Annotated in this window: 21 protein-coding genes; 2 read left to right on the top strand and 19 right to left on the bottom strand. The window is 65.1% G+C overall.

Going from position 1 to position 18,820, the window contains the following annotated elements:
- The 18 genes from ACZBJS_RS39445 to ACZBJS_RS39360 form a co-directional block, all read right to left on the bottom strand.
- Window positions 1-134, bottom strand: a 134-nt coding sequence (locus tag ACZBJS_RS39445) for a transposase (protein WP_463440093.1), incomplete at its 3' end; no start/stop codon positions are given.
- 79 nt (window positions 135-213) lie between these two features.
- Complete coding sequence (locus ACZBJS_RS39440) at window positions 214-1,269, bottom strand: YeeE/YedE family protein (RefSeq protein WP_057017630.1); 1,056 nt, start codon at window positions 1,267-1,269, stop codon at window positions 214-216.
- Between the two features lie 110 nt (window positions 1,270-1,379).
- On the bottom strand, window positions 1,380-2,414 hold the full coding sequence (locus ACZBJS_RS39435; RefSeq protein ID WP_456866252.1) for a quinone oxidoreductase family protein: 1,035 nt from the start codon (window positions 2,412-2,414) through the stop codon (window positions 1,380-1,382).
- A 102-nt stretch (window positions 2,415-2,516) separates the two neighbouring features.
- Window positions 2,517-3,947 carry an indoleacetamide hydrolase gene (gene iaaH, locus ACZBJS_RS39430; RefSeq protein ID WP_057017629.1) on the bottom strand — a complete coding sequence of 477 codons (1,431 nt, stop codon included), beginning with the start codon at window positions 3,945-3,947 and terminating at the stop codon, window positions 2,517-2,519.
- 32 nt (window positions 3,948-3,979) lie between these two features.
- Window positions 3,980-5,311: a phenylacetate--CoA ligase PaaK gene (gene paaK, locus ACZBJS_RS39425; protein WP_057017628.1), complete on the bottom strand. Its 1,332-nt coding sequence runs from the start codon at window positions 5,309-5,311 to the stop codon at window positions 3,980-3,982.
- 20 nt (window positions 5,312-5,331) lie between these two features.
- A complete protein-coding gene (gene paaI, locus ACZBJS_RS39420) occupies window positions 5,332-5,787 on the bottom strand; it encodes a hydroxyphenylacetyl-CoA thioesterase PaaI (protein WP_057017660.1) in 456 nt (151 codons plus the stop codon).
- Window positions 5,788-5,926: 139 nt separating this feature from the next.
- Window positions 5,927-7,003 carry a 1,2-phenylacetyl-CoA epoxidase subunit PaaE gene (gene paaE, locus ACZBJS_RS39415; protein ID WP_057017627.1) on the bottom strand — a complete coding sequence of 359 codons (1,077 nt, stop codon included), beginning with the start codon at window positions 7,001-7,003 and terminating at the stop codon, window positions 5,927-5,929.
- A 2-nt stretch (window positions 7,004-7,005) separates the two neighbouring features.
- Window positions 7,006-7,509, bottom strand: coding sequence for a 1,2-phenylacetyl-CoA epoxidase subunit PaaD (paaD, locus tag ACZBJS_RS39410; protein ID WP_463440092.1), 504 nt, complete (start codon window positions 7,507-7,509; stop codon window positions 7,006-7,008).
- A complete protein-coding gene (gene paaC / locus ACZBJS_RS39405) occupies window positions 7,503-8,279 on the bottom strand; it encodes a 1,2-phenylacetyl-CoA epoxidase subunit PaaC (RefSeq protein ID WP_463440091.1) in 777 nt (258 codons plus the stop codon). Before paaC ends, paaD begins: the two co-directional genes overlap by 7 nt.
- 143 nt (window positions 8,280-8,422) lie before the next feature.
- A complete protein-coding gene (gene paaB / locus ACZBJS_RS39400; protein WP_016842890.1) occupies window positions 8,423-8,710 on the bottom strand; it encodes a 1,2-phenylacetyl-CoA epoxidase subunit PaaB in 288 nt (95 codons plus the stop codon).
- A 12-nt stretch (window positions 8,711-8,722) separates the two neighbouring features.
- Complete coding sequence (paaA, locus tag ACZBJS_RS39395; RefSeq protein WP_092083264.1) at window positions 8,723-9,715, bottom strand: 1,2-phenylacetyl-CoA epoxidase subunit PaaA; 993 nt, start codon at window positions 9,713-9,715, stop codon at window positions 8,723-8,725.
- A gap of 76 nt (window positions 9,716-9,791) precedes the next feature.
- Window positions 9,792-10,661, bottom strand: a complete 870-nt coding sequence (gene paaX / locus ACZBJS_RS39390; protein WP_463440090.1) for a phenylacetic acid degradation operon negative regulatory protein PaaX — start codon at window positions 10,659-10,661, stop codon at window positions 9,792-9,794.
- A gap of 209 nt (window positions 10,662-10,870) precedes the next feature.
- Window positions 10,871-11,641: an esterase/lipase family protein gene (locus tag ACZBJS_RS39385; protein ID WP_463440089.1), complete on the bottom strand. Its 771-nt coding sequence runs from the start codon at window positions 11,639-11,641 to the stop codon at window positions 10,871-10,873.
- A gap of 189 nt (window positions 11,642-11,830) precedes the next feature.
- Window positions 11,831-13,114: a DUF445 domain-containing protein gene (locus ACZBJS_RS39380; protein ID WP_141340846.1), complete on the bottom strand. Its 1,284-nt coding sequence runs from the start codon at window positions 13,112-13,114 to the stop codon at window positions 11,831-11,833.
- 237 nt (window positions 13,115-13,351) lie between these two features.
- Window positions 13,352-13,828, bottom strand: a complete 477-nt coding sequence (locus ACZBJS_RS39375; RefSeq protein WP_028331816.1) for a phasin — start codon at window positions 13,826-13,828, stop codon at window positions 13,352-13,354.
- A 181-nt stretch (window positions 13,829-14,009) separates the two neighbouring features.
- Window positions 14,010-14,606, bottom strand: a complete 597-nt coding sequence (locus ACZBJS_RS39370; protein ID WP_463440088.1) for a GNAT family N-acetyltransferase — start codon at window positions 14,604-14,606, stop codon at window positions 14,010-14,012.
- A 26-nt stretch (window positions 14,607-14,632) separates the two neighbouring features.
- Complete coding sequence (locus ACZBJS_RS39365) at window positions 14,633-15,715, bottom strand: PHA/PHB synthase family protein (protein ID WP_456781229.1); 1,083 nt, start codon at window positions 15,713-15,715, stop codon at window positions 14,633-14,635.
- A complete protein-coding gene (locus ACZBJS_RS39360; RefSeq protein ID WP_456784286.1) occupies window positions 15,712-16,095 on the bottom strand; it encodes a hypothetical protein in 384 nt (127 codons plus the stop codon). The genes ACZBJS_RS39365 and ACZBJS_RS39360 overlap by 4 nt, the downstream gene beginning before the upstream one ends.
- A 178-nt stretch (window positions 16,096-16,273) precedes the next feature.
- Here ACZBJS_RS39360 and ACZBJS_RS39355 point away from each other — a divergent pair, with 178 nt between their 5' ends.
- Both ACZBJS_RS39355 and ACZBJS_RS39350 read left to right on the top strand, forming a co-directional pair.
- On the top strand, window positions 16,274-17,194 hold the full coding sequence (locus ACZBJS_RS39355; RefSeq protein WP_463440087.1) for an alpha/beta fold hydrolase: 921 nt from the start codon (window positions 16,274-16,276) through the stop codon (window positions 17,192-17,194).
- Between the two features lie 204 nt (window positions 17,195-17,398).
- Window positions 17,399-17,863, top strand: a complete 465-nt coding sequence (locus ACZBJS_RS39350) for a nuclear transport factor 2 family protein (protein WP_229190400.1) — start codon at window positions 17,399-17,401, stop codon at window positions 17,861-17,863.
- A gap of 65 nt (window positions 17,864-17,928) precedes the next feature.
- Here the strand turns inward: ACZBJS_RS39350 and ACZBJS_RS39345 are convergent, their stop codons facing one another.
- Window positions 17,929-18,603, bottom strand: coding sequence for a spermidine synthase (locus ACZBJS_RS39345; protein WP_141340840.1), 675 nt, complete (start codon window positions 18,601-18,603; stop codon window positions 17,929-17,931).
- Window positions 18,604-18,820: the final 217 nt, after the last annotated feature.

Below are 18,820 nucleotides of genomic sequence, written 5' to 3'. Positions count from 1 at the left end.
AAAACCCACAAACATCCGTTGACGAACAGTCGATTGTCCGCAGCCGTACGTCCCGGGTCGCCAGCTTTCCCCGGCAGCAGTGGCGCAATCCTCGCCCATTGCGCCTCCGTCAGCTCATATCGTTTCGCCGCCACCATCTGCTCCGTGTCTCGAATCACGGAACTCTATGAATCAGCGATCAAACCGCTTGGGAATCCTGAATGTCGATCGGTCCTAGGCCGTCGCAAGCGGCCTGACCCGCAAGCTCCCGCGCAGGCCGGCGCCGGTGCCGAGCATGATGCCGGCGATCGCGATGAGGGACGACAGCGAGAGCGTCGACAGCCCAGTCAGCCCCTGCCCGACCGAGCAGCCGAACGCCATCACGCCGCCCGCGCCCATCAACGCGGCGCCGCTCGCCGAGCGCAGCATATGCTGCGGCGACCGGTAGCCTTCGAGCTGGAAGCGCCCGGTGGCGATGGCCGTGATCAGGCTGCCGGCGAACACGCCGAACACGGTGACGATACCGAAATTGAGCGTCGAGCCGGTCGACAGCATGACGTATTGCAGGGCGTCGGCGATCGGCGCGATGAAGGTCAGCGACGTCACCGGCACCGGATTGAAATCATCGGCGCCGAGATAGCCGGTCGCGTACCAGCCCCCCGCCACCAGCAGGCCGACGATCAGGCCGGCCGCGATCTGGCCCGGTGACTTGCGGAATGGCGCATGGGCAAAGGCGAAAATAATCAAGAGGGCTGCGAGAACCGAGGCCGCCACCATCCGCGCCGGTACCGCGCCGAGGCCGATGTCCGCCAATAGCGCCGGCACCGAATTGGCTGACACTGTGGCCTGTGACGCCTGCACCATCGCGATCCGCGCCGGGGCGATCAGGCCCTTCAGCGTCATCTCGGCGAAAATGCCGAGCACGATCACGACCACGAAGGAGCGCAGATTGCCGCGCCCGAGCAGCACCAGCGCCCGCGAGCCGCAGCCATTCGACAGCACCATGCCGTAGCCGAACAGGAGCCCGCCGAGGAACATCACCGGCGCCGAGAAGGACGGTTGCAGATAGATCGACTTGCCGAGATCGACGAGGCCTGCCGCCGCCAACAGCTGCGAGGCCGCGATCGCGACGCCCATCGCCAGCGCATAGGTGCGCGCCAGGCGGCCGTCGCCCTCCGCCCACCAGCCGCGCAGGCCGCTCATCATGCAGAAGCCGCTGAGCAGCGCGACCGAGCCATAGATGAGGCCGATGGTCAGGGCGGCAATGATGACGATCGTGGCGGGGTCCATAATAGTCCTTCAATTACGTTCGTCATTGCGAGCGACGCGAAGCAATCCATACTATCACGCTGGAGAGAAATGGATTGCTTCGTCGCTTCGCTCCTCGCAATGACGGTGAACTAGGGTCGCAAAATCACACGGTCGCGCGACGAACCTGCCACGGCAACAAACGCCGCCTTGGCCTGTTCCAGCGGGTAGATCGCGCTCGGCTTGATCGGGAATGGCTTCAGATGTCCGCCGGCAAAGCCCGGCGCGAGCTCGCGCAACACCTCGCCGGTCGCAACCGACGACAGCGCAAGCGTGTCGATGCCGACATAGGTGTGCTGGCCGCGGTAGAATTCGAGGATGTTGAACTGCACGATGCGGTCGACCGCCGCGATCAGGATCTGGCGGCCGCGCAGCGCCAGCGACTTGTGCGCGGCCTGGAAATAGGGATCGCCGACCGTGTTGTAGACGATGTTGGCGCCCTTGCCGCCGGTCAGCTCGCGCACGCGAGCGGCGACGTCGGTGGTCGAGGCGTCGATCACCTCGACCGGCGAATTGCTGTGGCCTTCATAGGGCTCGCTCTTGCGCACCACGCCGATCACGCGCGCGCCGTGCCAGCTCGCGATCTGCACCGCGGCCTGCCCGACCTTGCCGTTGACGCCCATCACGAGCACGGTCTCGCCCGCCTTCGGCAGGCCGGCGCGGCGCAGGCCCTCCATCGCGGTGACGAAGGGCACGCCGATCCCGGCGGCTTCGTCCCAGGAAATGCCCGCGGGTTTTTCCACCACGGCATCGCGCTCGACCACCAGATGCGTGGCATGGGTGCCGTCGCGGCGGATGCCGAGGTCGCCGGACGAGCCGAACACCTCACGCCCGATGAATTCAGCGGGACCATCGATTACGACTCCGGCGTAGTCGCGGCCCGAGGTACGCGGGAATATGGCATAGGGCATCAGCCCGGTCGCGGCCTTGACGTCGGACGGATTGACCGCGGCGGCCCTCACCTCGATGAGCAGATCGTCCGCCGCGCGCGACAACGCAAGGGTCTCGACCGCTGGCGCCACCGCCGCCGCGTTCTCCGCCTTCGTCAGCAGGCGGACGCAGCGCGCGTCGACAGGATGACGGTTTGCTTGCGGGGCCGGCGGCATCAGCGTTCCAGTCTCGGTCATGGAGCGCGCCGCAAGGCACGCGGATGGTGGCGGCCGGATGGCCTCGGGCCATGACTAATCGACTGACCGATCAATTCAAGGGGCTTGTTGCGGCCGGCCGAGTCAGAGCTTCGGCGGCGGGGCCGTGCCCAGGATCGCCTCGATCGACAGGCCGAGCCCGAGCAGCCTTGCATCGCTGCCGACCGGACCGTCGAGCTCGAGCCCAACCGGCAGGCCATCGGACGTCATGCCGGCATAGAGCGACAGCCCGGGAAGGCCAGCATTGCTGCCGGGATCGGTGTTGCGGATCAAGGTGCCGAAGGTCGGCACCTGCGCGCCGCCATTGACCGACATCTCGCCGGATCCGTTGTTTTCGTCGATGACCGGTGCAGGCGCGATCGTGGTCGGAAACAGGATCGCATCCAGCCCGTTGTCCCTGATGTAGGTGGCATAGATCGCCTGCAGCACCGGCCGCTGCACTTTGATTGCATCATCATAGGCGGCACCGAAGGCGTCCGTAGTGATGGCACCGAATGCGCCGACGACATCAGGACTGGCGACGCCGGCCGCGATGTCGGACAGCGTGATCCCTTCAATCCCGGAGGCGGCGAGCCAGGCCGGGATATCGGCGATCGGCTCGTGCAACGCGACCACAAACGACACCTTGCCGTTCTGCTCAAACAGATCGGGCATGTCGACATCGACCAGCACCGCGCCGGCCGCCGAGAGCCGGGCGCAGGCTGCGCGGGCGACGGCTTCGACATCGCGATCGAGGCCGCTCCAGAAACAGGCGGGAATGCCGAGACGCACGCCGCGTAGCGGGATGCTCGTTGCCAGCGGCGTGCCTGTCATCACGGCATCGAGCAGCGCGACATCGGCGACGGTGCGTCCCATCGGGCCGACGGTGTCGCGGGTATGGCTGATCGGAACCACCTGGTTGTCATCGTGATAACGCCGCTCGGCGCCGCCATCGCCGACTGAAGGCCGAAGGCCCACGGTCCCGGTCAACGCCGCGGGCACGCGGGTCGAGCCGCCGGTGTCCGATCCGAGGCCACAGGTGGCGATGCGCGCGGCGATCGCCGCCGACGTTCCGCCGGACGACCCGCCCGGGATCCGGCTGGTGTCGTATGGATTCCGCACCGGTCCTGCGAACGGTGCGAGATTGGTACTGGTGATGCCGAAGGCAAGCTCGTGCAGATTGGTCTTGCCGATGACGACGGCACCCGCATCGAGCAGCTTTTGCAGCGACGGCGCATTGCGCGCAGGCCGCGCGTGTTGCAGCGCCGGCGTGCCGCCCGATGTCGGCAGTTCTGATGTGTTGATATTGTCCTTCACGACGATCGGAAGCCCGGCCAGCACGCCGGTCCGCGTCCCGGCATCGACCTCGCGCGCCGCGGCCAGCGCGCCGTCGCGGTTCAGCACGATGAAGGCGTTAAGGTGCTTGAGCCGCTCCGCACGATCGAGCGCGGCCTCGACGACACTGACCGCCGTTACCTTGCCGGCGCGGATATCAGCCAGGATCTCCGCAGCGGTCGTTTCATTGGTGTCGGCCATACCCTGCGCCCTGTTGAATTGCAGGGATTAGGCTATTCTTTCGGCCGCTTGTCGTAAACACGTTTCGCCTTGCCGAGCGAACGCTCCAGCGTCTCGGGCGCAACGACGCGGACGCGGGTGGAGATGCCGATCGTGTTCTTGATGAAGGCGGAGACCTTCTCGGCGTGTGCAGTCAGCCCCTCGCCGTCCCAGCTCTCCGGCCGGGCTTCGGCGAGCACCGTCATCTCGTCCATGCGGCCCTCACGGGTCAGCTCGATGACAAAGTGACCGCCGCACCAGTCGGTCGCCAGCAGCGCTTCCTCGATCTGGGTCGGGAACACGTTGACGCCGCGCAGGATGATCATGTCGTCGGAGCGGCCGGTCACCTTCTCCATCCGCCGCATGCCGGGCCGCGCCGTGCCGTGCAACAGCCGCGTCAGGTCGCGGGTGCGGTAGCGGATGATCGGAAAGGCTTCCTTGGTCAGCGAGGTGAACACCAACTCGCCCTTCTCGCCGTCGGGCAGCACCTTGCCGGTCAGGGGATCGATCACCTCCGGGTAGAAGTGGTCCTCCCAGATGTGCAGGCCATCCTTGGTCTCCACGCATTCCTGCGCGACGCCGGGACCGATCACCTCCGACAAGCCATAGATGTCGGTGGCGTCCATGTCGAACGCCTGCTCGATCTCGACGCGCATCGCATTGGTCCAGGGCTCGGCGCCGAAGATGCCGAACTTGAGCGACGATTTGCGGGGGTCGAGGCCCTGTCGCTTGAACTCGTCGAGGATCGCCAGCATGTAGCTCGGCGTCACCGTGATGATGTCGGGCCGGAAATCATTGATGAGCTGCACCTGCCGCTCGGTCATGCCGCCCGAGATCGGGATCACCGTGCAACCCAGCCGCTCGGCGCCGTAATGCGCGCCGAGGCCGCCGGTGAACAGGCCATAGCCATAGGCGTTGTGCATCAGCATGCCGGTGCGGCCGCCGGCGGCGCGGATCGAGCGCGCCATCACGTCCGCCCAGGTGTCGATGTCGGCTTTGGTGTAGCCGACCACGATCGGCTTGCCGGTCGTGCCCGAGGAGGCATGGACCCGCACCAGCTGCTCGCGCGGCACCGCGAACATGTTGAAGGGATAATTGTCGCGCAGATCGGTCTTCACCGTGAACGGAAATTTGGCGAGATCGGGAAGCTGCCTGAAATCGGACGGCTGCACGCCGGCGGCATCGAACGCCTTCCTGTAGTGCGCGACATTGTCATAGGCATGCTTGAGCGACCAGGCCAGCCGCCTGGTCTGCAGCGCCATGATCTCGTCGCGCGAGGCGCGCTCGGCCGCATCGAGCTCGGCGTGATAACCGCTGTCCTTGACCTTGAGCTTTGCCGTTGCCATCGACGTTTCCCCTGAAGCCTTTATGCCTTGATGTCCGTATCGGGCAGCCAGGTGCCCGCTATCACGCGCGAATGCCCGCGGAATTCGGCGATCACGCTGTCGCCGGAGGTCACGCTCACGTCGTAGATTCCCGAGCGGCCATTGCGCGAGATCTCGCGCGCGGTCGCCACCAGGCGGTCGCCAAGCTTGCCGGGCCGGATGAAAGTGACGTTGCCCTGCGCCGCCACCGCGCGATCGTTGCGGCTGTTGCAGGCAAAGGCGAAGGCTGAATCGGCCAGCGTGAAGATGTAGCCGCCATGACAGATGCGCTGGCCGTTGACCATGTGCGGCTGCACCGTCATCGCCATCACCGCCTGCCCCGGCCTGATCTCGACGAGCTCCATGCCGAGACCCTTGCTGGCGTCGTCTTCCTTCCACATCGCGTCCGCGCAGGCGCGGGCAACGTCCTCGGGCGATAGCGTGGCCTTCACGTTCACATCGAACTCCCTGTGCGCGGGCCCGTTGCGGAGGGCCTCTTGTGCCGAACTTCAATTTCAAGCGCGACGCACGAGGCGTCAACGCTACTTCCGTCATTCCGGGGCGATGCGCAGCAGCGAACCCGGAATGACGACAATCTCAGACGTGGTCGTAGTCGACCACGACCTTCTCAGAGCACGGCTTGGCCTGACAGGTGAGGATGAACCCCGCCTTCAGCTCCCACGGCTCCAGCGAATAGTTCAGGTCCATCGGCGCCTCGCCTTCGACCAGCTTGGCGCGGCAGGTCGAGCACATGCCGCCCTTGCAGGCAAACGGCAGGTCCATGCCGGCGCGCAGCGCAGCGTCGAGGATCGACTCGCCGTCGGCCACCGGGACCTCGCGGCGCTTGCCGTCGATGATCAGCCCGGCAATCGCCTTCGGCGGCGCGCCGGCCGGAACGACGACCTTCGCCCGCGGCTTGCCGCCGAATTCCGACACGAAGCGTTCGACATGGATGCGCTCGTCGGCGATGCCGATCTCGCGGCAGGTGGCCTCGATGGTCTCGCTCATCGCGGCCGGACCGCAGACGAAGACGTGATCGACCGTCTCGGCCGGCACCAGCGAGCGCAGCAGCACCCGCACCTTCTCGCCGTCGAGCCGGCCGTGCAGGATCGGAATGTCCTGCTCCTCGCCCGAGATGACGTGGAATACCGAGAGCCGCTGCATGAAGCGGTCCTTCAGCTCCTCCAGCGCCTCGCGGAACATGACGCCCTCAGTCGAACGGTTGCCGTAGAACAGGAAGAAGCGGCTGTCCGGCTCGCGCGCCAGCACGCCCTTGATGATCGAGAGGATCGGCGTGATGCCGCTACCGGCGGCAAAGCCGACATAGGTCCGCGCCTCGCCCGGCGCGTGGGCGACGCCGAAACGGCCGGTCGGCGTCATCACGTCGAGCTCGTCGCCGGTCTTCAATTCCTCGGCCGCCCAGTTCGAGAACGCGCCGCCGTCGACCTTCTTCACCGCGATGCGCAGCTCGCCATCGTCGGGGCCGGAACAGATCGAATAGGAACGGCGAACCTCCTCGCCGTCCATCGTGGTGCGCAGCGTCAGATACTGGCCCGGCGTGAAACGGTAGTCGCCTTGCAGATCGTCGGGGATCGCAAAAGTCATCGAGATTGCGTCCGACGCTTCGCGGCGCAGATCGCTGACGGACAGGCGGTGAAAGCGCGGTGTCGACATGGTCAATGACACTTGAAGTAATCGAAGGGTTCACGGCAGCTCCTGCAGCGCCACAGCGCCTTGCAGGAGGTCGAGCCGAATTCGGAGAGCAGCTCGGTATCAACGGAGCCGCATTGCGGGCACATCACATGCTGCTCGCCGAACAGCGCGCGGCGCGAGGAGCCCGGCAGCGGCGGCGCGATGCCGTATTCCTTCAGCTTGCGGCGGCCGTCCTCGCTCATCCAGTCGGAGGTCCAGGCCGGCGACAGCACGGTGCGGACCTTCGGCTTATGAATGCCTTCGCGCGCCAGCGCGAGCTCGATCTCGAGCGCGATCATGTTCATCGCGGGACAGCCGGAATAGGTCGGCGTGATCGCGACCTCGACGTGACCGTCGTGGACCGCGACATCGCGCAGCACGCCGAGATCGGCGATGGTCAGCACCGGGATCTCGGGATCGACCACCTGCGCGGCCGCGCGCCAGGCGCGCCGGCGCAGATCGGCGTCGCTGAGCGCAACGGTCACCATGTCGCCCCCGGAAAGGTCCGCTGCAGCGACTGCAGCTCGCTGAGGAGATGGCCGAGATGCTCGCTGTGCCGGCCGCTGCGGCCGCCCTGCTGCATCCAATCGCTCTTCGGCAACGACAGCGTCGCCTCGTTGATGATGCGGGTGACCGTCTTCCGCCAGCGCGGCTGCAGCGCCGCGGGATCGATCGCGATGCCGGCGTCGATTAGGCTGCGCTCACCATCGTCCACGGCGAACATCTCGCCGGTATAGGCCCAGAGGTCGTCGATCGCGTCCTGGGCGCGGCGATGGCTCTCCTCGGTGCCGTCGCCGAGACGGACGATCCATTCCGACGAATGCCTGACATGATAGGCGCTCTCCTTCTCCGACTTCGCCGCGATCGCCGCGAGCGTCGGATCGGACGAGGCCATCATCGCGCGCCAGTAGAGATCGGCGAATGCCGCGTAGAAGAATTGCCGCACCATGGTGCGGGCAAAGTCGCCGTTCGGCTGCTCGACCAGCAGCAGGTTGCGGTACTGCCTGACGTCGCGCAGATAGGCGAACTTGTCTTCGTCGTTGCCTCGGCCTTCGACCTTGGCCGCGTAGGTGTAGAGCTCACGAGCCTGGCCGAGCAGGTCGAGGCCCATATTGGCGAGCGCCATGTCCTCTTCCATGGCGGGCGCATGGCCGCACCATTCGGACAGCCGATGGCCGAGGATCAGCGCGTCGTCGGCGCGGCGCAGCGCGTAGAGCACCAGCGGCGTTTCGGAGACTTCGATGTTGGCGGTTGCCATGTTCTCTATTCCACCTGCATCCACTTGCTCGACGTCATCCTGAGGAGCCTGCGCAGCAGGTGTCTCGAAGGATGGCCGCGGTTACGATCGGGCGTCATAGTTCGAGACGGCGCTGCGCGCCTCCTCACCATGACAGGTGAAATTCACATATGCCCGACTTCGTCGGGGACGTCGTAGAAGGTCGGATGGCGGTAGATCTTGGATTCCGCCGGCTCGAACATCATGCCCTTCTCGGACGGATCGGACGCGGTGATCGCGTTCGAGGGCACCACCCAGATCGACAATCCCTCGCCGCGGCGGGTGTAGATGTCGCGCGCGGCCTGCAGGGCGAGCGTCGCGTCGGCCGCGTGCAGCGAGCCGACATGCTTGTGCGCCAGGCCATTGCGGCTGCGGATGAAGACTTCCCAGAGCGGAACGTTCGGCGTGGCCATCTCGGCGCTCCCTTATTCTGCGGCTTGCGCGAGCTGGCGGCGCTTGCGCTTCTCGGCATAGGCCATCGCGGCCTCGCGCACCCAGGCACCCTCCTCATGCGCCTTGCGGCGCGCGGCGAGACGATCGCGGTTGCAGGGGCCGTTGCCTGCCAGCACCTGCTTGAACTCGTCCCAGTCGATCGGGCTGTGTTCCCAATTGCCGTTAGCGTTCTGCTTCATGCCGGGATCGGGGATCGTCAGGCCCAGGAATTCGGCCTGCGGGACGGTGGCGTCGATGAATTTCTGGCGCAGCTCGTCATTGGAGAAGCGCTTGATCTTCCATTTGGTCGAGGTGTCGCTGTGCTGGCTGACCTGGTCCGGCGGACCGAACATCATCAGCACCGGCCACCACCAGCGATCGAGCGCGTTCTGCGCCATCGCCTTCTGCTCCGCGGTGCCGCGGCACAGCGTCACCATGATCTCAAAGCCCTGGCGCTGGTGGAACGACTCTTCCTTGCAGACGCGGATCATCGCGCGCGCATAGGGGCCGTAGGAGCAGCGGCACAGCGGGATCTGGTTCATGATCGCGGCGCCGTCGACCAGCCAGCCGATGGTGCCGATGTCGGCCCAGGTCAGCGTCGGATAATTGAAGATCGAGGAATATTTCGCCTTGCCCGATAGCATCGCATCGACCAGCTCCTCGCGCGAGGTGCCGAGCGTCTCGGCGGCAGCGTAGAGATAGAGGCCGTGGCCGCATTCGTCCTGCACCTTGGCGAGCAGCGCAGCCTTGCGGCGCAGCGACGGCGCGCGGGTGATCCAGTTGCCCTCCGGCAGCATGCCGACGATTTCGGAATGGGCGTGCTGGGAAATCTGCCGCGTCAGCGTCTTGCGGTAGGCGGCAGGCATCCAGTCGTTCGGCTCGATGCGCTCATCGGCATCGATGCGGGCCTGGAACTGACTGGCACGGGCGACATCCTCGACGCCGCGATCGTCGCCGTCGGATGAGTTGAGCGCCTGCGTGTACATGGCCGACCTCCCAATGTGCTGTTAGGCAGGAATATATAACACAAATTTTCGAATGCAAGAAGTTTTTGTAATATGTTCAGACGCCCTCGAAACGGTGCGCCACCGCCCCGTTGGGCTTCGGCAGCGGCCCGTCCTCGTTGGTCGCATGATCGTCAAGCCATTGTTCCGACGGCGAAAGCAGCCCGCGATAGATCTCGCCGCAGAGTTTCCGCGCCGCCCTGCCCGGCCAGTCCTTCGGCAGCAGCTGATACGGCAGCAGCGGATCACGCAGCACGACCCGCCGGTAATGGTGGATCAAGAGAATGCGCGCGGTGAAGGCGTCGGCGTCGCTCAGCGTCTCGCCGCGGATGATCAAGCCGTGCAGCGGCTCGAACGTCTTCATGAACTTCAGATAGGCGCCCGCGGTGCGGTCGAGCGGCCAGCTCTCGCTGAGCAGCCGGCGTCCGCTGTCATCTTCCGCGGAGACTTCGAGACGGATCGCACGCGACGCTTCATCGGGGATCGGTACGCCCGACGGCGCGACCCACACGCCGGGCAGCGGGCTGCCGAAGCCGGCATTCTTCAACGCCTCGCGCGCGGCGTCGCGGTCCTCGGCATTGCCGATCAACAACAGCTCGAAGCGGCCGGTCCAGTCCGACGGCGGCGGATCGTAGATGTGCCGAGTCGCGGTGTCGAAGGTCTGCCGGCCCTTGGCGTTCAGCCGATAAAAACTGTTGCGGCCGACCTTGTTGCGCTCGAGCCAACCATCGGCGGCGAGCCGCGACATCGCGGTGCGCACCACATTGCCGTCGATGTCGAGGAACTTGAAGAATTCCAGCAGCGTGCCGAGCCACACCGAGCCGCCGCGCGGCACGATGGAATCGCCGAACACGGTGATGATGATCGAGCCGGTGCGTGACGGCTCGCGCTTCAGCTGATCGACGATGCGGGCAAGCGGCTGTGACATGCCCAACGCATAGCGCGTTTTGTCGATTCACGACAATGCAGGGTCTTCTCCTTCTCCCCGCGTGCGGGGAGAAGCTCGGGATGAGGGGGCTCTCCGCAATCACGGTGCGAGTTGCGCTCGTGGAGACTCCCCTCACCCGGATCGCATTGCGCTGCGCTTCATGCGATCCGGCCTCCCCCGCAAGCGGGGCGAGGCAAGGAAGAGACATGTCAGCGATTGGGATCCGGATAGACGATGCTGCGCCAGCCGCTGCGATCGAACGGCGCCCACTCGCCTTCCTTCTGCGCGAGGCGATCGGCGACCGCGTAGACCACGGCCGGGTGATGACCCATGCCGCAATGGCTGCTCTCGACCTCGATGCTGTCGGTCATCGACGAGGCCTGCTCGCGGCAGCCCTGCCAGGCGCAGACGCCGTCGGTGCGGCTGAAGATCGCGGTGGTCGGCACCGGCGGCGCGCTGGCGAGCGAGCCGCCGAAACGCTGGTCCTCCTCGTCGGCACGACGCCCGCTGGCCATCTCATAGACGCGCCAGGCGTTGGTCGACTTCGGGCCGGCGGCAAACGGGCTGCCGAGCGTGATCACCTGGCGCACGCGCTCCGGCATCATCTTGGCGAGCTGGCGCGCATAGAGGCCGCCGAGGCTCCAGCCGACCACCGAGACCTTGCGGCCGGCGGTTTCATTCATCTCCTGCAGCAGCTCGACCATCCCGTCCTGCACGCCGGCGCGAAGCCCGAGATTGCGGCCCTGGCGCCAGCCGCTGACGGCGTAGCCCTTGCTCCTGAGAAAGTCGCGCAGCGGCCGGGTCGACATGTCGGAAGCGATCAGCCCCGGCAGCACCAGCACCGGATGCCCATCGCCGCGCGGCGCGAGGCTGAGCAGCGGCAATGCACCAAGAAAGGCGCCGAGCTCATGAATGGCGCGGCCTTCCAGGAACATCAGTGTCCTGGACGGCGGGCGTATCGTCTGCGCAGCAACGGACATTTCAGCTCCTCTTCCGGCAGGACCGCCGGCAATGGGACCAACGAGAATGGTCAACGGGATTGACTCAAACCCGGCGGAATCGTTCCGCAACGCAACAATCTGTCCTGAAAAGCTAGGGAACCGGACACTTTCGTGCAAGCGGTCCGGGTCACACTTGCCACAACTAAAGTGACGTTCGTGCCCAATCGGTCACAGCAGCCGCAGCGTGTATTCCAGGGTGTAAAGCGCAAGGCCGGCAAGCCCACCGATCAGCGCGCCGTTGAAGCGGATGTATTGCAGATCCTTGCCGACATTGACCTCGATCAGGGAGATCAGCTGCTCCATGTCCCAGCTCTTCATCTGGTCGGCGATGAAGCCCGAGACGCCGCTCTTCTGCTCGGCGACGACGGTGCGCAGGATCGCCACCAGGCCCTGATTGATCTCGCCGCGCAGGTCGGTGTCGCCGTCGAGCGCGTCGCCGGCCTCGACCAGCATTCGCGCCAGCTGATGCTGCAGCACCTGCGACTCGCCCGAGGCGCTGCGTTCGATGAAGTCCTTGACGTTGGCCCAGATGGTGCGCCCGAGATTGGCAAGCTCGGGCCGCGCCATCAAATCGCGCTTGAGACCATCGATGCGGTCGGCGAATGCCTTGTCGCTGCCGAGCCGGTCGACAAAGGACAGCAGCATGCGGTCGAACTCGCCGCGGAACGGATGCTGCGGATCGTTGCGCACTTCCTCGAAGAACTTCGTGGCGGACGCGATGATCCGGTTCACCACGAACTTGTCGGCACGATAGAGCCTGAGCAGCGTCGGCATCTCGGCGCGGACCTTGTCGCGGATCACGGCCATGGTCTCCTGCTGCGTCAGCGTCTGGTGCAACACGCGCAGGATGTCGTCGAGCAGGCCGCCATGCTTGCCCTCCTGCACGAAGCCGCGCAGCGCGCCGGCCGCAAGCGGCGCGAGGTCGATCGAGAGCACCTGCGTCGTGACGCGGCGGCTGATGAACTGCATCAATCCCGAGCTCTCGGTCGCCGCGAATGCCTCGGGCAGCATCCGCAGCACGAAGCGGGCGAGATCCTCCGAACGTTTGCGGTCGCGCAGCCAGTCGGCGATGAACGAACCGAAATCGATCTCGCGCAGCTTGGCCTCGACCGGCCCGGATTCCAGGAAATTGTTCTCGATGAATTCGCCGAGCTTCTCGGCGATGCGCGCCTGATTGCTCTGGATGATCGCGGTATGCGGGATCGGCAGGCCGAGCGGCCGCTTGAACAAGGCGACGACGGCATACCAGTCGGCGAGGCCGCCGATGGTTGCAGCCTCGGCAAATGCCGCGATGAAACCGAACACCGGGTGCACCGGCAGCAGCGCCTTCGCTGCGATGAAGATGATGAAGGTTGCCGCCAGCACGCCGGTCGCCAGCCACTTGACGCGCCGCAGCTCGGCCGCGCGTTCGACGTCGACTGGCGTTGCGATGAGGGCGGCGGGAAGGGTCATGGGGTTTCGCAGGGGTGACGAACGAAGCATAGCATGGCTCACCGCCGTCATTCCGGGGCGTGCGAAGCACGAACCTCAGGTGCGCAATTGCGCACCGGGGAATCTCGAGATTCCGGATCGCCGCTTCGCGTCGTCCGGAATGACGGTGGACACATGAGCTATGAAGGACACCGCCAAAAAAGAAGGCCCGCAAAATGGCGGGCCTTCGAAAAGGGCAGTTGGTCAGCGCGGCCGCGATCAGGCGGTCTTGCCGTAGACCTTGGCGAAGTTGTCCTGCGCGGTCTTCGCACCGTCGGTGACGAGCTTGCCGAGATATTCGGTGGTGGCCTTCGCCCGCGAGACGAACAGTTCGCCACGCGCACGGGCCAGCTCCGACTGGATCTGGGCGGCTTCGCTCAGCGACTTGGCCGACGCGAGCTTGTCGATACCGGCGAAGAACGCCTCGGCGTCCTGGTAGATCGCCTGCTGGATGTTGCGGCTGATCTTGGCGGCTTCGGTCACCGAACCGGCAACAGCGGACTCGATCACGTTCGTCACCTTCTCCGAGCCGGCATAGGCATCGGCAGCGCGGGTCTTGGCGGCCTCGGCCTGCTTCTTCACGAACTCACGGGCGGCTTCCGGAACTTCCAGGTTCTGAAGCTTGGTGAACGCCTCGGTGACGGGCGCGAAGGCTTCCTTGACGCTGTTCAGCACGGAATTGGTTTCGGTGGTCATTGGGGTCTCTCCATCCTCAGGTTTGAGCTATGGGCTCACCCCGTCCGGTTTGGCCCGGGGCAACCGTGTTATGACACGGCTCATGATGCACCGCAACATCTATGTTGCAGCGCGATATCACGAACCTGTGAACAGCATGAATGTCCGGCAGATTGCTTAGTGAGCCGGCATCAAACGGTTTCTAATTACCGCTTACCGCGTCAGAGACCCCGTACGCCTCCATCTGTGCCCGAACCTGCGCCACATTGTGCCCCAGCACGACAATGTCGTGGGTCTTGCCCTCGACGTCGCGGACATGGTCGCGCAGCAGGGCCTCGGCCTTGAAGCCGAGGCTCTCGAACAGCGCGATCGCCGCCCGCTGGTCGATGGTCATCTGCACCGAGAACTTCTCCAGCCCGGCACCGAGCGCGATGGCGAAGGTCTCCTGCGACAATGCCCGGCCGACGCCCTGCCCGCGCACGTCGAGCGACACCACCATCCGGATCTCGCCGACATGCGGCGACCAGGAATGCGGATCGCGCACCAGGGTGCCGCAGCCGACCACCTTGCCGTCCTTGATCGCGAGCAGGCTCGTGATGTCGCCGCGCTCGATCTCGTTGATCCAGGCCGACAGCACCTTCGGCTGGCTGATATTGCGCGGCAGGAACAAGAGATCATGCGTCGGCAGCTTTTGCGCGAAGGCCAGCACCGCGGCCTCGTGGTCCCGAATCATCAGGCGAAACTCGATGTCGCCCGCCTCGGTCTTGACGCGACGCGGATAGGAACGTTGTTCGGTCATGTCGATCTCTCTCAAGTCGACCCTTCTTAGGTCGATCTTTTGCCCAGCCAGGAGTCCAGTTTCGGCCACAGCCGCTTGATTGCATTGGCGCCGGCGACCAGCGAGACGTGACCGCCTTTCAGCATCACCTCCTCCTTGTCCTCGGAGCCGATCTTGGTGATCAGATGCTTTGCCGCATCATACGGCACGATGTGGTCGTGCTCGGCGACCGCGTGCAGGATCGGCACCTTGATGTCGGCAAGCTTTGCCTCGCGGCCGCCGACGGTCATGGTGTCGTTGTAGAGCTTGTTGTCCCACATCAGGTCCTTGGTGATGGCGCGGAAATATTCGCCCGCGAGCGGCAGCGTGTCGGTCGCCCAGCGATCGAACATCCGGTACGACTTGACGAACTCGTCGTTCCAGATGTTGTCCCAGAGCTGGATCTGGCCGACGACACGCGCGGCCGGCCGCAACATGTCGAACGATTGCAGGATCAGTTCGGGCGGCATGTTGCCGGTGCTGTCGATCAGGCGGTCGACGTCGAAATAACGACGGTCGGCGAAATTCGAGAACAGCTTCATCTCGCGGAAATCGATCGGCGTGGTGAAGCAGATCAGGTTCTTCATCGGCCCGTCGTTGAAGATCGAGCCGTAGAGCAGCGACAGCACGCCACCGAAGCAATAGCCGATCACCGAGACGTCCTTTTCGCCGGAATCCTGCTGCACGCGGCGGACCGATTCCGGAATGAAGTCGAGGACGTAATCCTCCATGCGCAGCGATTTTTCCTCCGGCTTCGGCGCACTCCAGTCCAGCATGTAGACGTCGAAGCCGCGCCTGAGCAGGAATTCGATGAAGCTCTGCCCCGGCACCAGGTCGAGGATGTAGCCGCGGTTGGTGGTCGCCATCACGATCAGGACCGGCACGCGATAGACTTCGCTGGCCAGCGGCCGGTAGTGATAGAGGTTCATGGTGCCGCGCGAATACAGCACATCTTTCGGCGTCGAGCCGAGCGACGGGCCGGAGCTCGAGAAATACTCGACGCCCTTGATGCTGCGCTGGATCGCGCGCTGCACCTCGGACTGGACCCGCTCGGAGATCGAGGCGAAATCAAAGGGGGTGGGAGCATTCATTTGCTGCCTCCGTCCGCTGGCGGCTGCTTGGTGCGCGGTGGCCGCGGCGTTGCGCCGTGGCCGTCGTCCGGCGCCAGCGAATTGTGGTGCACCTGCTGCAGCAGCGTCTTGATTTCGTTGAGCTGGTTCTCCATCGATTGCAGGCGTTCCGCCATGCCGACGAGCTGGGCGCGGCTCGGCAGGTTCATCGCCAGCAGATATTTCTCCATCAGCTCGCCGAGCTGCTTCTGCGCACCGGCCGCGACGCCGCCGGCCTGGTTCATCGCCTTGGAAAATTCCGGCGAGCTCATGAGCTGGTTGCCGAAGGAATTGAACCCCTTCTCCATCTCGCCAATCATCGTCTGCCAGATCACGGCAGGGTCGTTGCCCTTGTCGGCCATGCGGCGCTCCTCCACACCAATTTCGGGCGCTTGCCGCGCTTCCATTTGTTTCTGCCATACGACACTGTTGCTGCTGATCGGTCAACAGCGCGGCGCGACCAGCGACGCCGAGGCTCTTCTGCGCTGCGTCAATCCATGGCATAGAGGTTCCTGACCGCGACACCAGCAGGGGACGCCCGTGACCACGCTCGCCCATCAGCCGCCGCAGATCATCCGCGCCAATGGCATCGACATCTGCTACGAGATGTTTGGCGATGCGCATGCCGAGCCGCTGCTCCTGATCATGGGCCTCGGCGCCCAGATGATCCATTGGGACGACGAGTTCTGCCGCCAGCTCGCCGCGCGCGGTTTTCGCGTCATCCGATTCGACAACAGGGATATCGGCAAATCCTCCCGCCTGAGCGGCGGCAAGCGGCTGACCGCGCTCGAACTTCTCAAGCTCCGCTTCCTGAAGATCCCGGTCGCAGCGCCCTACAAGCTGGCCGACATGGCGAGGGACACGATCGGGCTGATGGATGTGCTCGGCATCCGCACCGCGCATCTGGTCGGGGCCTCGATGGGCGGCATGATCGCGCAGGAGGTTGCCATCACCTTCCCCGAACGCGTGCGCTCGCTGACCTCGATCATGTCGACCACGGGCAATCCAAAGATCCCGGGCCCGACCCGCGAGGCGACCGCAGTGCTGATGGCGCCGCCACCGAAGAGCAAGGAAGAGTATTTCGTCCGCTTCGGGCAGACCTGGAAAGTCCTGCGTAACGGCTCGTTCCCTGAAGATGAGGCGCTCGATCCCGAACGCGCGCGGCGCACCTTCGAGCGCGGCCTCAATCCGGAGGGCGTCAGCCGGCAGCTCCGCGCCATCCTCGCCTCCGGCAGCCGCAAGGAGCGCCTGCGCGGCGTCAAGGCGCCGACGCTGGTGATCCACGGTACCATCGATCCGCTGGTGCATCCCGAAGGCGGCAAGGACACCGCGGTCTCGATCCCGGGCGCGAAGCTCGTGATGATCGAGGGCATGGGCCACGCCCTGCCGATTCCGATGTGGCCGCAGATCATCGACGCCATCGACAAGCACGCGCATGGCGCGGCGGCGAAGGCGGCGTGAGGCCGGAGCGTTTTCGAGCGAAGTGGATACCGGTTCGCGGGAAGAAAACGCCTCAAAGCCAGAATCGAGAGTCCCGTCCCGATTCAATCGGAACGGGGCTCCGGTATCTCCCGGTAACCATGTGAGCCGGGAGTGCGTTCTTCCGGGCGCGGCATGGACGCTGTAGAGAGCGCTATCCACCGCTCAGCCACCGGGAGCAACCAGATGAAGACCATCCTCCGGCCACAGACAGCCGTCGCCGCTCTCCTCCTCGCGCTCGCGTCTTCATCGGCAATGGCGGCTGCCAGCGAAGCGCAGCAGGAAGCCAACCGCAAGGCGGTGCTGGCGTTCTACGAGAAGGGGCTGAACCAGAAGGACGCCGACGCGGCGCTCGCCTATGTCGGCAACCGCTATGTGCAGCACAATCCCGGCGCGGCCGACGGCCCGGAAGGCTTCCGCAAGTTCATCCGCTTCCTGCGCGAGAAGTTTCCGAACTCGCACAGCGAGATCAAGCGCTCATTCGTCGACGGCGACTACGTGATTTTGCACGTCCACGCCGTGCGCGAGCCCGGCACCCGCGGCAACGCGATCGTCGACATCTTCAAGCTCGAGGACGGCAAGATCGTCGAGCATTGGGACGTGGCGCAGCCCATTCCGGAGAATCCCGCCAACAGCAACACGATGTTCTGAGGCATCGTGATGGCTTGTGTTCAGCCACTGGCATGATCAGGCTGGCGAGCGCGCCGGGACGCCCGCTATTGCTTGACCGCGATCCAGATCACGTGGCGGACACCGCGGCCTCGGCCGGTGGCGCGGACGGCAATTTCGTTGACCGCGAACCCGGCCCGGGTGAGCGATTTCGGGAACTTGGCATTCGGACCGGACGACCAGACGGCGAGCACGCCGCCGCGCCGCAACGCGGCGTGTGCGATCTTGAGCCCGGAGACATCATACAGCGCGTCATTGGCCTTGCGGGTGAGACCTTCAGGCCCGTTATCGACGTCGAGCAGGATGGCATCGAAGCTGAGCGGTTGGCGTTCGATCACGCTGGCAACATCCTCCTCCCGGATATTCACACGCGGATCGTTCAGGCTGTCGCCGAAGATCTCCGCCATCGGGCCTCGCGCCCAGGCAACGACAGCCGGCACCAGTTCGGCCACCACGATTCTCGCCTCGGGCCCGAGCACGGCGAGTGCGGCCCGCAGCGTAAAGCCCATGCCGAGGCCGCCGATCAGAAAATGCGGCCGTTCGACCGTCTCGATCTTCTTCGCGGCAAGCGTCGCCAACGCCTCTTCCGAGCCCGACAGGCGGCTGTTCATCAGCTCGTTGGTGCCGAGCATGATCGAAAATTCGCGGCCTCGCCGCATCAGACGCAATTCACCCTCGGTGCCGGGAATGCGCGTGGTATCGATCTTTTCCCATGGAATCATGCGGCGGCTTGTAACATGGCCGGCACCTCTGCCGTAGCCCGAATGAAGCGAAGCGAAATCCGGGGTCTGCCCCGTCCGCATAAGACGCTGTCCCGGATTACGCTTCGCTTCATCCGGGCTTCTGTAACGGGCCTTGGTTAGTCAATCCCTTTTCGCGTCATCCACTCGCCGGGCACTTGCTTCTGTACGGGATCGGCGCGAAGGCCGTCGCCTGATG

It is taken from the genome of Bradyrhizobium sp. KZN70725 (genome assembly GCF_055264925.1).
The sequence above is the reverse complement of the archived record's forward strand: the minus strand, read 5'-3'. Positions and strand labels throughout refer to the sequence as shown.

What these genes read in the sequence shown, in the direction of transcription:
- ACZBJS_RS39440 (WP_057017630.1), bottom strand. Translation starts at nt 1,269, where the DNA reads ATGGACCCCGCCACGATCGTCATCATTGCCGCCCTGACCATCGGCCTC.
- ACZBJS_RS39435 (WP_456866252.1), bottom strand. Translation starts at nt 2,414, where the DNA reads ATGACCGAGACTGGAACGCTGATGCCGCCGGCCCCGCAAGCAAACCGT.
- iaaH (WP_057017629.1), bottom strand. Translation starts at nt 3,947, where the DNA reads ATGGCCGACACCAATGAAACGACCGCTGCGGAGATCCTGGCTGATATC.
- paaK (WP_057017628.1), bottom strand. Translation starts at nt 5,311, where the DNA reads ATGGCAACGGCAAAGCTCAAGGTCAAGGACAGCGGTTATCACGCCGAG.
- paaE (WP_057017627.1), bottom strand. Translation starts at nt 7,003, where the DNA reads ATGTCGACACCGCGCTTTCACCGCCTGTCCGTCAGCGATCTGCGCCGC.
- paaD (WP_463440092.1), bottom strand. Translation starts at nt 7,509, where the DNA reads ATGGTGACCGTTGCGCTCAGCGACGCCGATCTGCGCCGGCGCGCCTGG.
- paaC (WP_463440091.1), bottom strand. Translation starts at nt 8,279, where the DNA reads ATGGCAACCGCCAACATCGAAGTCTCCGAAACGCCGCTGGTGCTCTAC.
- paaB (WP_016842890.1), bottom strand. Translation starts at nt 8,710, where the DNA reads ATGGCCACGCCGAACGTTCCGCTCTGGGAAGTCTTCATCCGCAGCCGC.
- paaA (WP_092083264.1), bottom strand. Translation starts at nt 9,715, where the DNA reads ATGTACACGCAGGCGCTCAACTCATCCGACGGCGACGATCGCGGCGTC.
- paaX (WP_463440090.1), bottom strand. Translation starts at nt 10,661, where the DNA reads ATGTCACAGCCGCTTGCCCGCATCGTCGATCAGCTGAAGCGCGAGCCG.
- ACZBJS_RS39385 (WP_463440089.1), bottom strand. Translation starts at nt 11,641, where the DNA reads ATGTCCGTTGCTGCGCAGACGATACGCCCGCCGTCCAGGACACTGATG.
- ACZBJS_RS39380 (WP_141340846.1), bottom strand. Translation starts at nt 13,114, where the DNA reads ATGACCCTTCCCGCCGCCCTCATCGCAACGCCAGTCGACGTCGAACGC.
- ACZBJS_RS39375 (WP_028331816.1), bottom strand. Translation starts at nt 13,828, where the DNA reads ATGACCACCGAAACCAATTCCGTGCTGAACAGCGTCAAGGAAGCCTTC.
- ACZBJS_RS39370 (WP_463440088.1), bottom strand. Translation starts at nt 14,606, where the DNA reads ATGACCGAACAACGTTCCTATCCGCGTCGCGTCAAGACCGAGGCGGGC.
- ACZBJS_RS39365 (WP_456781229.1), bottom strand. Translation starts at nt 15,715, where the DNA reads ATGAATGCTCCCACCCCCTTTGATTTCGCCTCGATCTCCGAGCGGGTC.
- ACZBJS_RS39360 (WP_456784286.1), bottom strand. Translation starts at nt 16,095, where the DNA reads ATGGCCGACAAGGGCAACGACCCTGCCGTGATCTGGCAGACGATGATT.
- ACZBJS_RS39350 (WP_229190400.1), top strand. Translation starts at nt 17,399, where the DNA reads ATGAAGACCATCCTCCGGCCACAGACAGCCGTCGCCGCTCTCCTCCTC.
- ACZBJS_RS39345 (WP_141340840.1), bottom strand. Translation starts at nt 18,603, where the DNA reads ATGATTCCATGGGAAAAGATCGATACCACGCGCATTCCCGGCACCGAG.